Origin of the sequence: Micromonospora sp. WMMD710 (genome assembly GCF_029626045.1) — a bacterium.
Lineage (GTDB): Bacteria > Actinomycetota > Actinomycetes > Mycobacteriales > Micromonosporaceae > Micromonospora.
In genome coordinates this window covers 5,748,460-5,761,637 of the sequence record NZ_JARUBD010000001.1, presented here as the reverse complement: position 1 = coordinate 5,761,637, position 13,178 = coordinate 5,748,460, and the positions used below count along the sequence as shown (strand labels likewise).

Below are 13,178 nucleotides of genomic sequence, written 5' to 3'. Positions count from 1 at the left end.
GGGCCGCGACTCACCTCAGAAGCACTCCTTGCCCTTGGCGTCGTCGCCCACGTTGACCTTCAGGCGCAGCCCGACCAGGTTGAAGGTGGCCGCCGTGGTGTAGCGGGACACCTGCTGCAGGTTGGTGATGCTGACATGTTCGGAGTTCTGGCCGAACGAGCCGGCCTGCGCCGTCGGGTTCAGGTCCCTCGCGTCCCGGCCGATCTTGATGTTGGTGAAGGTGGCGTTGCCGTCCAGCGAGTCCATCGCGATCAGCAGGTCCTTGGCCCGGGCGGGCTCCTTGCCCTCACCGGCGTTGATGGTGAGCACCACCGGCAGGCCGGGCAGGTCCGCGCGGACGGACTGGCAGAGGTTGTACAGCTCGGCGCTGCTGATCTCGGAGAGGGCGACCGGGTGGACCTGGCCGGCCTTGCCGGCCTTGCCCTTCTCGCGGACGATGCCGCCGTACTGCTTGAAGCCGTCGCCCTCCAGGCGGTCGGCACCGATCTTGAACGTCTGTCCGGAGACCGTGATGTCGGACGCGATCGCGCCGCTCGACATGCCGAACAGGATGGCGCCGGCGGCCGCCGTCGCGGGCACCATCATGGCGGCGAACCGCCGCCACCGGGTACGCCCCTGATTGTTCAACCGCTCCTGCACGGGTTCCTCCTCAGTGGATGCGCGCGGGCCGGTCCCGAACTGGCGGCCCCGCCCGGGGGCCGGGCAACTGTTACCGGCGGGTAACGATCGAGCTTGATGGTGCACCCGTTGCGGCGCAGCTCACAACCCCCCAATTACCGGGCGGTAACACCGGTGCCACCGAGTGGCATCCCGGCATCACGATGCGTCGAACCGGCCCCGCAGCGAAGCGTCCAAAGTGGCAGCAAAACCGGCAAAACCACCGGTCGAGCGACGCAGAGTGACGAGACATTGACCAATTACAATCAGATAACAAATGTAAAGTTCGCAGGTTGGCGCAGCACGAAGGGGTGGACCGCGATGCGGTCCACCCCTTCGGTCGTGCGCGCGTCAGCGCTGATCCACCTCGCCGGGGGCCGGACGCTGGGTCGGCACCGTCGGGTCCTCGGACTTCCAATTCGTCGACGCCGGCGGAATCTCGTCGCTCAGCGGACCGCCCACCGGCTGGGGCGTGGGCTGCTCGACGGTGTCCGTGTCGCGCACCGGCTCCTGGTCCACCCGGGTCGGAGTCGGGTCGGCGACCGGCGCGACCGGGGCCGGCTCGGCGCGGTGCCGGGCGGAAGCGGAACCACCACTGGGCCGCGTCACCAGCCACACGCCCGCGATGACAGCGAGCAGACCGAGCACGCCGGCGGCGATCGGGCCCCAGAAACTGATCAGGCCGATCTTGAAGCGGTTGTCCTTGACGGTGTCGACGCTGCGACTCACCGTGGCGTCGGTGTAGTTGAAGTCCGCGTCCAGCAGCACCGTCGGGGTGCCGGTGTTGGGGCGCAACTCCTTGTGCTGCTGCTCCCGGACGTTGACGTAGGAGCCGGTCACCGGGTCCACCCAGAGCGTCCGGGTGTTGCTGTAGACGACCTGCGCGCTGGTGGCGCCCGGAGCGAACTTGCCGACCAGCGTCTGGATGCTGCTCTCCGGCGTGGCCAGCACCTCGTTCTCGATCCGCTGCTCGAAGCGGTACGTCTCGACACCCTTGATGGTCTCGGTGCCGGTGAACTTCGCCGGGAGAGCACGCTTCAGGTCACGGTCGAAAACCTGGTAGTCCCGCTTGGCGGTGCCGAACGGGAACTTGTAGATCTGGCCCGAGTACTTCACGTTGCCGACCGGGGTCTGCTCCGCGCCGGTCTCGTTGAGCCACTGGTCCTTCCAAGAGGCGGCCGCGCCGGAGATCCGGTACAGCGCGAGCTCGGTGCTGTACTGGCTGACCACCTCCTCGTTGTCGACACGCTTGACCGTCTGGTAGACGTCCCAGATGACCGCGTCGCCCTTGAGCTCCTTCGGGAGCCGTTCCTTCGTGTCGTCCGGCTGCGGAATGACCTCGACGTTCGACACCAGGTCGCCCTGCGGGACCTCGATGCTCACCGAGCTGCCACTGGCGGTGATCTTCAGGAACCTGGCGTTCTTCGCCTCGGCGACGGACGTCGTCGGCTCAAGATCGTAGGGCAGCTTGGTCACGGCAGGGGCCACATAGAACGGCAGCCCGGCCGCGAAGACCAGCAACAAGACGCCAAGCCCGAAGAGCGCGGCGCCCACGCGTAGCTTCACTCATCCTCCTGTAACCTGCCGCCCTACGACCTGTTGTCCGGGGCACCCGATCCTTAACATGGCGGGAGGTTACTCCCCGGTTACCTTCAAAGCGACCCCCTGGATGTCCAGATGTCCGCAGCCGCCGCGCCAACAGTTTCGGAGCCTTCGGCAGCCGGCCGACTCCCCGCCCTCGATGCGCTGCGAGCGATCGGCGCCGTGGCGGTCGTCGGCCACCACGTCGGGTTCCAGACCGCCGTCAGCATAAACACCACGTGGGGTGGCTGGCTGGCGCGGCTCGACGTCGGCGTCGCCATCTTCTTCGTACTCTCCGGGTTTCTGCTGTTCCGACCGTGGGCGCTCAGCGCCGCGACCGGCCGGACCCGGCCGCGCACCGGGCGGTACCTGTGGCGACGCGCCCTGCGGATCCTGCCCGCCTACTGGCTGGCGGTGGTGGTCTGCCTCGTCGTCCTTCCGCAGAATCGGCCGGCGTCCGCCGGCGACTGGATCCGCCACCTCACCTTCACCCAGATCTACCAGCCCGGCGAGCTGCGCTACGGGCTCAGCCAGACCTGGAGTCTCGCCACCGAGGTCGCGTTCTACCTGATCCTGCCGCTGGTCGCCGTGCTCGCCGTGGGTCGGTCCTGGCGTCCCGTCCGGACGGTGGTGATCGTCGGCGCGGGGGTGTTGCTGACCGCGGGGTGGCTCACCCTGATGGGGTTCGGCCTGCTCGACACCGCCCTGCACACCATGTGGCTCCCGTCGTACGGCGGCTGGTTCAGCGCCGGCATGGCCCTGGCCGCGGCGCACGTCGCCCTGCGCACCGGGACCGCGCCCGCCGCCTTCCGCGTGCTGGACGACCTCGCCTCGGCGCCGGTCGCCTGCTGGGCCGCGGCGGTCGGCCTGATGGCGATCGCGACCACGCCCGTGGCCGGCCCCCGCGACCTCGCCGGTCCGACGGCCGCCGAGTTCTCCGTCAAGCTGGCCCTGTACGTCGCGATCGCGGTGCTGATCCTGATCCCGGTGGCCTTCGGTGGGCCGAGTCGGGTCAAGGTGGCCTTCGGCAGCACCTCCGCCCGCTGGCTCGGCGCCGTCTCGTACGGCCTCTTCCTGTGGCATCCGCTGGTCATCGAACTGATCTACCTGCTCGACGACCGGCCGCTGTTCACCGGCGGCCTGCTCAACACGTTCGCTCTCACCATGGCCTTCGGCCTGGTGTACGCCGCGGTCAGCTACTACGGCGTCGAGCATCCCCTGCAACTGCTCGGTACACAGCGGCGGATCGGACGCGGGCGGGTCACCGCGCCGACCCTTGAGGTGACGCCCGCCGGACCGACCGTCGAGCCGGCGTCCACCTCGCCGACCGTCGCGGCGAGCACTCCGGTGCCGACGGCGGGCACGTAGCGCCGAGTCATCAGCGCTGGCCCAACGGGGCATTGCCGGCAGGGACACCAACCCCTAGTGTGACGCGCGTCGCTAAATTACTTGAGAGTAGGGTTCGCGTGGAGCGTCGCTTCGGCATGCCCGGACACGTGCTGTTCCTCAACTGGCGAGACACCCGTAACCCCGAGGGTGGCGGCTCCGAGGTGTACGTCGAACGGATCGCCGCTGAACTGGTGTCGCGCGGTTTCCGCGCTACCCTCTTCTGCGCCGCCCACAGCCAGGCCCCCGCCGACGAGGTCAACGAGGCGGGCGTCCGGCTGGTACGACGCGGCGGCCGACACACCGTGTACCTGTGGGCAGCGCTCTGCTACCTGGCCGGCGCGCTGGGTGTCGGTCCGCTCGCGGCGCGGCGGGGCGGCCGGCCCGACATCCTGGTCGACGTCTGCAACGGGTTGCCGTTCCTCGCCCCGCTGTGGGCACGGCGGCCGGTCGTCAAGCTGATCCACCACGTGCACCGCGAGCAGTGGCCGGTGGTCCTTCCACAGTGGGCCGCCCGGTTCGGCTGGTGGATCGAGTCGTCCCTGGCCGTACGTGTCTACCAGCGGTGCCGTTACGTCACCGTCTCCGAAGCCACCCGTCAGGAGCTGGCCACGCTCGGGGTGCCGCCCGAGCAGGTCGCCGTCGTGCACAACGGCACCCCGGACCTGCCCCGCACCGACGCCGAGCGGGCGCCGTTCCCGCTGCTCGTGACGTTGAACCGGCTGGTGCCGCACAAGCGGGTCGAGGTGGCGCTGCGGGCCGTCGCGGCGCTCGCCGACGAGCTGCCCCAGCTACGACTCGTCGTCGCCGGTCAGGGCTGGTGGGAGCCGCACCTGCGGGAGGTCGCCGCGGACCTGGACATCACCGAGCGGGTGGAGTTCCGGGGCTTCGTGACGGAGGAGGAGAAGGCCGCCCTGCTCGCCTCGGCCTGGGTCGCGCTGACCCCGTCTCTGAAGGAGGGCTGGGGCCTGACGATCGTGGAGGCGGGCGCGGCGGGTACGCCCACCGTGGCGTTCCGGGAGGCCGGCGGCGTGGCCGAGGCCGTCGTCGACGGGCGTACCGGCCTGCTGGCCGACGACATCGACGACTACCTGCTGAAGGTGCGCACGCTTCTGCACGAGGACGAGACCCGGCGGGAGATGGGCGCTCAGGCCCGGGAGCATGCGGCGAGTTTCACCTGGCAGGCCGCGGGTGGACGCTTCGCGGCGCTGCTGGAGGTTGCGGAGTCGCCCCGCCCAGTGCAGCGGCGGGGCGAACCGTCCTACCTGTCGCCGTAAACCTCGGGGGCGTACGGGTCCTGCTGTCCGTTCCGCTTGGCCGCTTCCGAGACGTTCTTGGCCTCGGTGGCGGCCTCGTCGTCGGTGGCGGTCGCGGCGGCCGAGAGCCCGCCGAGGGCCAGGATCCCCAGCAACGCCGCCACCAGGCCGGACACGACCAGGGTCAAAGCTCTACGCATGCCAATCCTCCAATGGCGAGACGTGCGAGCGGACGTTACCACGCGGTAGGTCTCCGGTGTAGCGCCGAAAAGACGGCAGCCATGACCACCAGAAGGGCGACACCGAGCGCCGCCACGACGGCCGTCCGGGCCGGTCCCGAAGCGGCCGGTCCCGGCACGATCGCGGGATTGCGATACAGAGTGAGGAACGGTCCCTGGTAGACGCGCTCCAGGCCGCCGAGCGCCGCGGGGTCCAGGTCGGTGGAGACCCGGTGCTGCACCACGACCCACCGCACCCCGGTGGTCCAGACCGGCCGCCCCTCGGCCAACGCCCGGCGCACCTCGCGCACCCGCGGGTTTTCCCCGGCCACCGCGACGTCGCCGACCCGCAGCGTGTCGTCGGTCAGGACCGTCCCCGGCAGGTAGCGCGGCGCCGGATCCAGGACGACCCGACCAGGGTTCCACGGGTACGCGCGGTAGGCGTTCAGCGGCAGCGCGAGCACCTCCCCCGGCTCCTCGTCGACCCGCTCGGCCACTAACCGCCAGTCCGCCGGATAGCTCACCGGACGAACGCGACCGGCGCCGCCGAACGCCAGGTCCGGCATGACGGCCACCGGCAGGAGCAGCAGCCCGGCGAGCACCACCCCCGCCACCTCCCGGTCGATCCGGGCCACCAGCCGCTCGGCACCCAACGCCGCGCAGACCACCAGCAGCAGGGCGTACGGGGCCAGGAACTTCTGACCGTCGCGGAGCAGCCCGGCCCCCGGCAGGTGCACCACCGCCCAACGCAGCACGGCGTCCCCGCCGGGCAGCACCCCGACGGCGGCGAAGAGGTAGGCGGCCCCGGCGAGCACACCCAGCCGCAGCGCCGTACCCGCCGGCAGTCGACGCCGCAGCAGGCCGACGCCGACACCGGCGAGGACCAGCAGCACCAGGGTCGCCAGCGGCACCAGCGGCGTCGCCCGGCTGGCCGGCGTGGCCTGCGCACTCCAGATGCCGCCGGTGCCGGCGAGCGCCGCCAGCGGGCCGGCCCAGTTCTCGGAACGGGCCGCGAACGCCGCCACCCCGGCCGGATCGGAGGAACCGCCCGCGCCGGTGACCAGGGCCGCCGTCACCCAGGGGGCGTTGAGCAGCGCGACACCGGCCACCGCGAGCGCCGACCGGCGCGGGCGCGCCCGGTCCGGCACCACCACGACCACCACGCCCAGCGCGATCAAGCCGCCGGTCGGGGTGATCGCGGCGGGAGCGGCGGTGAGCACCACCCGGGCGAGCGCGCCGTCGCGCCCCGCCCGCAGGTCCAGCGCCGCCCGCACCAACCAGGGCAACGCGGCGTACGCGAGCAGCAGCCCCCACTGCCCGATCAGCAGCCGCTCGGCGAGGTACGGCGTCCACGCGTACGCCACGGCGGCGAACAACCGGACCGCGCGGCGATCCGTCGGCACCAACCGGCCGGCGCCGACGGCGGCCAGCAGGACCGCCCCGCCGAGCACCAGCCTCTGCACCAGCCAGCCCGGCACCAGTTGGGTGACCAGGGAGACCAGCGCGTCCATCGGCACCGCGCGGGGCAGGCTCTGCGCCGGAGCGACGAGATCCCAGCTCAACGGCTGGCGCGGAACGAACACCATGTCGTACAGCAGCGCGTACCCCGGTACCGCCAGCGGTGCGAGCACCAGCACCGTGACGGCCGCCGCCACGGCGTACAGCGGCAGCGTGTCCCGCACCCGCCGGGCCGGTGGAGCCTCGACGCCGGCGACCCGCTCAACCATTCACGACGCCGGCACCGCCCGGCCGACGGTGATCAGTTGGGTGCACACCCCGACCCCCGGCGTCGCGACGGTGACCTCGACGGCGGCCCCGGCACCCTCCAGCAGAAAGAACACCTCGTTCAACCCGCGCCGCAGCGTGATCTCCCGGCTGGCGCCCCCGAGCCGGAACTGCGCCGTCGAGTCGCCCGAGCTGAGGTAGCCGAACTGCACCACGTACGGCCACTCCTCCAGGTAGCCGTCCAACGGGATCCGGGTGGTCCGCCCGCCCTCGATCAGGTGCCCGCAGTCGGCCACCGGACCGGGCACGATCTTGCGCCCCTCGACGACGACCGCACGGATCCGGCCGGACTCGTCGAACGTCGACGGCTTCTCGGCCACCTCCACGAACGTGGGCCTGCGCTCCGCCGGCCGGAAGAAGTGCGACTGGAGGTTGTCCGGCCAGAAGTACCCGGCGACCACCCGGTCCGGCACGGTCGTGTCGAAGAAGACGGTGCCCGGCCGGGCGGCGGCCAGCTCGGCCTGCGTCGTCGCGAGGTAGTCCCGCCCGAACTTCGTACTCCAGTTGTCCCCGAAGCGGGCGGTGCTCCACAGCGTGCCCACCCCGATGGTGGCCAGCAGGACGATCATCGAGACCAGGCCGACCGCGAAAGCGCCCGGCTCCCGTAGGACCGTCGGCACCGGCCACGCCGACACGTCGTCCTCGTCGGCGTCCTTCGTCCCCAGCAGGGCCGCGCCGACACAGATCGCGGCGACCAGCACCGCGTCGGCGATGTACCGGGGGACGATGCCGACCAGCGGACCGAGCGGACCGCCGAGCCGCGTCACCGCGAAGAGCGCCGCGACCAGCCCGAGGTAGCAGGCGAGCAGCAGCCAGGCCCGGCCGGCCGACGGCCGTCGCCGCACGGTGACCACCACGAGCGTCACCAGCACCGCCCACGACAGCCACTTGGCGATCTCGTACGGGTCCACGAGCGGAGGACCGTCACCGGCGTAGATCCACCGCCACGGCCCGCCGAGCAGGCCCGGCACCAGCGTGTCGCCGATCAGGTCACCGAGGAAGGTGAGGACCTGACCGACCGAGGTGGGTTCGTCCAGCTCGCGGGCGGGCCGGGTCAGATAGAACGCCAGGTACGCCCCGGACAGCACCCCGAGCACCAGCCACGCCGGCCAGTACCGCCGGACGGTCGTCACCAGGCTGCGCCACGCGCGCCCCGAGGTGAACAGGAACGCGGTCAGCAGGAACAGCAGCGGCACGATCAGCAGCGACTTGGTGTCGAAGAGCAGGCCGAACACCACCCAGAAGGTGACCGCGACGAGGTGCCGCAGGCGGCGGGTCCGCACATACCGGACCTGGGCCGTCACCGCCATGACCAGGGCCAGCTGCATCGGCAGCACGAGCAGCCCGACCAGCCACAGCGACGACACCTCGAGCGTCAGCGGGCTGAACACGAACAGGCACAGCGGGATGAGCAGCCCCCAACCCGGCCGGAGCAGGTCGCGCAGCAGCCGGTACACGGCGAAGCCGACCGCCGCCTGACCGGCCGCCAGCAGCAGCACCCACGGCCAGCTGGCGAAACCGGCCACCCGCACCATCGCCCACGCCACCAGCAGGCCGCCCGGCATCAGGTGGTTGTTGAACGTCCGCAGCAGGTAGTCCGCGTCCAACCTGGTGTCGAGGACCTGCGCGGCGATGACGAACTCGTCCTGGGAGAACCAGCCACGGCTGGCGAGGCCGGCGCGCCAGGCCACGGACACGACGATGAGGGCGACCGCGACCGCGCGAACCCGGTCGGCCCGGAGCCATCGGCCGAACGGCCCCGGCCCGTCGCCGTCGACGGCGACGCCCCCCGGACGCGTCCCGGCCTCAGCTTCTGGCATTGACATGGTCGGCAGCCTGCCACACGCTTACACGCCGTGGGGACGGCCGTTCTCCCGATAACGCCACCGCAGCGCCCCAGGTCGCCCGTCCGTGCCCGGTCCGGATAACGTCGCGCGACACTCGTCGGCTGCGAGTGCGCGTCCGGCCGGCGGAGACAGGAGCCGAAATGCGTGCAGAGGTGACCGGTGGCGTCGCTGCGACGTCCAGTCGAAGCCGGCGTACGGCCCGGCGGTTCCGGCACCTGACCATCTGCATCGCGCTCACCGCCCTCGCCTTCCAGCAGGCCCCGGGGCAGGTCGTCCCCGACACCAAGGTCGACCTGAACGTCAACCCCGCCGGGTGGCTGCTCCGCTCACTGCACCTGTGGGATCCCACCGGCACGTTCGGCCAGCTGCAGAACCAGGCGTACGGATATCTCTGGCCGATGGGCCCGTTCTTCCTGCTCGGGTCGGAGCTGGGTCTCGCGCCGTGGGTGGTCCAGCGGCTGTGGTGGGCGCTGCTCTTCTGCGTCGCGTACCTGGGGGCGGTACGGCTGGCGGGTCGGCTCGGCATCGGCACACCCGCCGGACGCATGATCGCGGCTGTCGCCTTCGCGCTGTCACCCCGGATCCTCACCCAGCTCGGCTGGTCCTCGGTGGAGGCGTGGCCGAGCGCCGTCGCGCCGTGGGTGCTCATCCCGCTGGTGGGTCTGGCCCGCGGCACCACCCCGCTGCGGCGCGCCGTCGCCGGGTCGGCGGTCGCCGTGGCCTGCGCCGGCGGGGTCAACGCCACCGCCGTCGCCGCGGTGGTGCCACTCGCCCTGCTCTGGCTCGCCACCCTCACGCCCGTACGCCGCCGGGTCACCGCTATCGCGGCCTGGTGCGGCGCGGTCGCCCTGGCCACGGCGTGGTGGCTGGTGCCGCTGCTGGTCCTCGGGCGGTACAGCCCACCGTTCCTGGACTACATCGAGACCGCCCGGAACACCACGAGCGTCACCGACGCGGTGACCACACTGCGCGGCGCGTCCTACTGGGTCGCCTACCTGGCCTCCCCGTTCGGACCGACGATCCCGGCCGGCGCGCGGCTCGGCAACGAGCCGCTACTGGTCGCCGCCACCCTGACGGTCGCCGCCCTCGGTGTCCTCGGGCTGTCCCGCCGCGGCATGCCGCACCGCCGGTTCCTCATCACCGGCGTGGTGCTCGGCGTCGCCCTCGTCGGTCTCGGCCACGTCAGCGACCTGCCGAACATCCTCGCCGCGCCGCAGCAGCGGTTCCTCGACGGCATCGGCGCACCCCTGCGCAACGTGCACAAGTTCGACGTCCTGCTCCGCCTGCCGCTGGCGCTCGGCATGGCACACCTGATCGGCCTGGCCGTCCGCGCGGCACGCACCGCGCCCGCACGGCACCGACAGCGGACCGTCGCACGCGCCTGGCTCACGGCCGGCGTGGCGATGGTCGCCGTCACGGCGGTCGCCGCGCCCGCGCTCGCCGGCGGCCTCGCCACACCCGGCAGCGTCAAGAAGGTCCCCGGCTACTGGCAGGACGCCACCGACTGGCTCGACGCGAACACGGGCCGCGGACGCGTCCTCGTCGTTCCCGGTGCCCGCTTCCCGGCGTACGACTGGGGCAACACCACCGACGAGATCACCCAGCCGCTGCTCACCAGCCGGTGGGCCGTCCGCAACGCCATCCCCTTCACCCCACCCACCACGATCCGGCTGCTGGACGCCATCGAGTCGACGCTCGCCACCGGCTCCGGCTCGGCCGGCCTGGCCGACCTGCTCGCCCGATCCGGCATCAGCCACGTCCTGTTCCGCGCCGACCTCGACCACGGCCGCTCCGACACGGCCCGTCCGGCGGTGGTCCGTCAGGCCCTGGACCGCTCACCCGGGCTGACCCGCGTCACCTCCTTCGGCCCGGTACGCGGTGGACCCGCGAACCCGGACGAGTTCCGCGACCAGGGCCTCGACGTGCCCGTACGCGCGCTGGAGGTCTACCGGGTCGACCGGGCCGTCGAGCCGGTGGTCGCCTACGACCGGAGTGACGTGACCACCGTCGTGGGCGGCCCCGAGTCCCTCCTCGACCTCGCCGCGGCGGAGCAGCTGAGCGCGGCGCCCACCGTCCTGGCGGGCGACGCGCCGTCCGGTGACGCCGGATCGGTCGCCATGACCGACGGGCTGCGCCGGCGGGACGTGTCGTTCGGCCGGCTGCGTGACAACTCCTCCCAGACCCTCACGGCCGACGACACCTTCGACGATTCCGCCCCGGCACACGACTACCTGCCCGAGTGGGGGCCGGAGCGATCCACCGTCGCCCGTTTCGAGGGCATCAGTGGGATCCGCGCGTCGACGGCGCGCTCGCAGGTCGACTCGCCCGGCGGTGCCCGACCGGAACACCAGCCGTACGCGGCGATGGACGGCAACCCGGCGACCTCCTGGCAGTCCGCACCGTTCGCGCCGAGCGACCGGCAGTGGATCGAGGTGGGCCTCGCGAACCCGACCCGGGTCACCCGCGTGGAGGTGTGGTTCGACCTGAAGGCCGACGCGCTGCCCACGAGGGTGACCGTCACCGCCGGGTACGACAGCCGCACCGTCGAGCAGTTCACCGACCACATGGTCTTCGAACTGCCCGGCGTCCACGCCACCCGCGAGGTCCAGGTCTCGGTCGACGGCGCGTACGACCTCCGCCCGCTCGGCAACGGGTCGGTCGGCATCGCCGAGATCAAGATCCCCGGCATCTCCACCAGCCGCACCCTCGTCCTCCCCGCCGCACCGGCCACCGACCGTCCGGCGAGCGTGGTCATGTCGGCGGCCCCCAGCACGCCGGCCTGCTTCACCGTCGACGGACGACCCCGCTGCTCCACCGACGCCGTCCGCGGCTCCGAGGACGCGTCCACGATCGACCGGACCCTGACCCTGCCGAGCGTCGGCGCGTACGACGCCAAGGTGTGGGCACGGCCGACGCCCGGCCCCGACCTGGACGCGACCATCGACAAGCTGGTGGCCGAGGCACAGCCGCTGCGCCTCGCGCCGCAGATCACCGCCTCGTCGACGTCGGTGCCCGACCCGACCGGCCGGGCCGGGGCGGTGCTCGACGGGAACCCGGCGACCAGCTGGTCGCCGGCGGTCAACGACGAGGCACCGATCCTGCGCCTCAAGTGGCTCAAGCCGCAGACCATCACCGGGCTCCGCTTCGCCGTCGACGACGAGGTGGCCGCCACCCGGCTCGGCAGCGTCCGGGTGGTCGGCGACGACGGGTTCCGGAGCAGCCTGCTCGGCGACGACGGGCTGCTCCGCCTGGATCCGCCGATGCGCACCGACGAGATCACCATCCAGTTCCTCGACAAGCCGTCCGCCAGCAGCCTCGACCCGTACAAGCTGCGGCTACCGGAGTCGTTGCCCATCGCGGTCGGCGAGGTCACCGTCCTGCCCGGGGCGTCCGCCGTCGAACCCCGCCTCGACACGCCCCTCAAGCTGGCCTGCGGGTCGGGTCCGACGCTGCGGGCCGGCACGGCCCGGATCACCACCACGCTCCGCGGCACCCTGCGCGACCTGCTCGAACTGCGCGAGATGCCGGTCACCCCGTGCGGCAAGGAGACACCCCAACGCCTCGATCTGGGCCGCGGCGAGCACCGCGTCGTCACCACCGCCAGCACGCTGGCCTCGCCCACCCTGGTCGCCCTCGTGCCGCAGACGCCCACGCCCGCGCCGGCGGCGGCCGCCAGCACCATCCAGGTCGAGTCGTGGGCGGCCACCGAGCGACGGGTACGGGTGTCCGCGCACCCCGTCGACCGGGTGCTCGCCGTCCGTGAGAACACCAACACCGGCTGGCAGGCGACCATCGGCGGGCGGACACTCGCGGCGCTGGTGGTGGACGGCTGGCAGCAGGGCTGGATCCTCCCCGCCGGTGCCTCCGGCGAGGTGCTGCTGAGCTTCACCCCGGACACGACGTACCGCGCGGGACTGCTGCTCGGCGGCATCCTGCTGCTGGTGGTGGTCCTCCTCGCGGTGCTGCCGCAGCGAAAGCCGACGGGGAGCACGCCGGTACCGCGCGGCCGACGCCGCCTCACCCGTTCCCTGCCGCTGCTGGCCGTGGGCGCCGCCGCGCTGGTGCTGTCGAGTGGACTCATCGGCGGCCTGCTCGTCGCGGCGGGGTTCATGCTGGCCGTACCCGGACCACGCCGCCTGCCCTGGACGGCGGACCCACGGCGGGCCCGGACGATCAGCCGGGCCGTCGAGACGTGGCTCCCGGGTGCGCTCGTGGTGCTCGCCGGCTGGCTGTACCTCGAATCGGCGCACCGGTACACCGACGCCGCCTCGCAGCTCGCGATCGTCGTCGCCCTCGGCGCCCTCTGGCTCTCCACTGCCGCCCGGCGACGACCCGTACGCCGAACCAGACCGACCCCGACGGCACCGGCACCGCCCACGACTCCGGAAGCGGACGAGCCGGCCGTCCCCGCCCTCTCCGAGATCACGTGAGCACCGAGCGACCCGCCC

Annotated in this window: 8 protein-coding genes; 3 read left to right on the top strand and 5 right to left on the bottom strand. The window is 72.3% G+C overall.

Going from position 1 to position 13,178, the window contains the following annotated elements:
* Positions 1 to 15 precede the first annotated feature (15 nt).
* Complete coding sequence (locus O7620_RS26705; protein ID WP_151491011.1) at positions 16 to 639, bottom strand: DUF6230 family protein; 624 nt, start codon at positions 637 to 639, stop codon at positions 16 to 18.
* Between the two features lie 369 nt (positions 640 to 1,008).
* A complete protein-coding gene (locus O7620_RS26700; RefSeq protein ID WP_278125859.1) occupies positions 1,009 to 2,223 on the bottom strand; it encodes a porin PorA family protein in 1,215 nt (404 codons plus the stop codon).
* A 111-nt stretch (positions 2,224 to 2,334) separates the two neighbouring features.
* Between O7620_RS26700 and O7620_RS26695 the strand changes: the two genes are divergently transcribed.
* Both O7620_RS26695 and O7620_RS26690 read left to right on the top strand, forming a co-directional pair.
* The gene (locus O7620_RS26695; RefSeq protein ID WP_278125858.1) at positions 2,335 to 3,606 is read left to right on the top strand and encodes an acyltransferase; all 1,272 of its coding nucleotides are present in this window, start codon (positions 2,335 to 2,337) and stop codon (positions 3,604 to 3,606) included.
* A 116-nt stretch (positions 3,607 to 3,722) separates the two neighbouring features.
* The gene (locus O7620_RS26690) at positions 3,723 to 4,901 is read left to right on the top strand and encodes a glycosyltransferase family 4 protein (RefSeq protein WP_278127160.1); all 1,179 of its coding nucleotides are present in this window, start codon (positions 3,723 to 3,725) and stop codon (positions 4,899 to 4,901) included.
* Here O7620_RS26690 and O7620_RS26685 read toward each other — a convergent pair.
* The 3 genes from O7620_RS26685 to O7620_RS26675 are packed head-to-tail and all read right to left on the bottom strand — an operon-like array spanning position 4,886 to position 8,709.
* Positions 4,886 to 5,080 (bottom strand): hypothetical protein, encoded by a 195-nt coding sequence (locus O7620_RS26685; RefSeq protein ID WP_278125857.1) that lies wholly within the window; start codon positions 5,078 to 5,080, stop codon positions 4,886 to 4,888. The genes O7620_RS26690 and O7620_RS26685 overlap by 16 nt on opposite strands.
* Before the next feature lie 35 nt (positions 5,081 to 5,115).
* Positions 5,116 to 6,825, bottom strand: coding sequence for a hypothetical protein (locus O7620_RS26680; RefSeq protein ID WP_278125856.1), 1,710 nt, complete (start codon positions 6,823 to 6,825; stop codon positions 5,116 to 5,118).
* Positions 6,826 to 8,709 carry a hypothetical protein gene (locus O7620_RS26675; protein ID WP_278125855.1) on the bottom strand — a complete coding sequence of 628 codons (1,884 nt, stop codon included), beginning with the start codon at positions 8,707 to 8,709 and terminating at the stop codon, positions 6,826 to 6,828. It abuts the gene before it with no gap.
* A gap of 161 nt (positions 8,710 to 8,870) precedes the next feature.
* Between O7620_RS26675 and O7620_RS26670 the strand changes: the two genes are divergently transcribed.
* Positions 8,871 to 13,160: an alpha-(1->3)-arabinofuranosyltransferase gene (locus O7620_RS26670; protein WP_278125853.1), complete on the top strand. Its 4,290-nt coding sequence runs from the start codon at positions 8,871 to 8,873 to the stop codon at positions 13,158 to 13,160.
* Positions 13,161 to 13,178 lie beyond the last annotated feature (18 nt).

What these genes read in the sequence shown, in the direction of transcription:
- O7620_RS26690 (WP_278127160.1), top strand. Translation starts at nt 3,723, where the DNA reads ATGCCCGGACACGTGCTGTTCCTCAACTGGCGAGACACCCGTAACCCC.
- O7620_RS26675 (WP_278125855.1), bottom strand. Translation starts at nt 8,709, where the DNA reads ATGTCAATGCCAGAAGCTGAGGCCGGGACGCGTCCGGGGGGCGTCGCC.
- O7620_RS26685 (WP_278125857.1), bottom strand. Translation starts at nt 5,080, where the DNA reads ATGCGTAGAGCTTTGACCCTGGTCGTGTCCGGCCTGGTGGCGGCGTTG.
- O7620_RS26695 (WP_278125858.1), top strand. Translation starts at nt 2,335, where the DNA reads ATGTCCGCAGCCGCCGCGCCAACAGTTTCGGAGCCTTCGGCAGCCGGC.
- O7620_RS26670 (WP_278125853.1), top strand. Translation starts at nt 8,871, where the DNA reads ATGCGTGCAGAGGTGACCGGTGGCGTCGCTGCGACGTCCAGTCGAAGC.
- O7620_RS26680 (WP_278125856.1), bottom strand. Translation starts at nt 6,825, where the DNA reads ATGGTTGAGCGGGTCGCCGGCGTCGAGGCTCCACCGGCCCGGCGGGTG.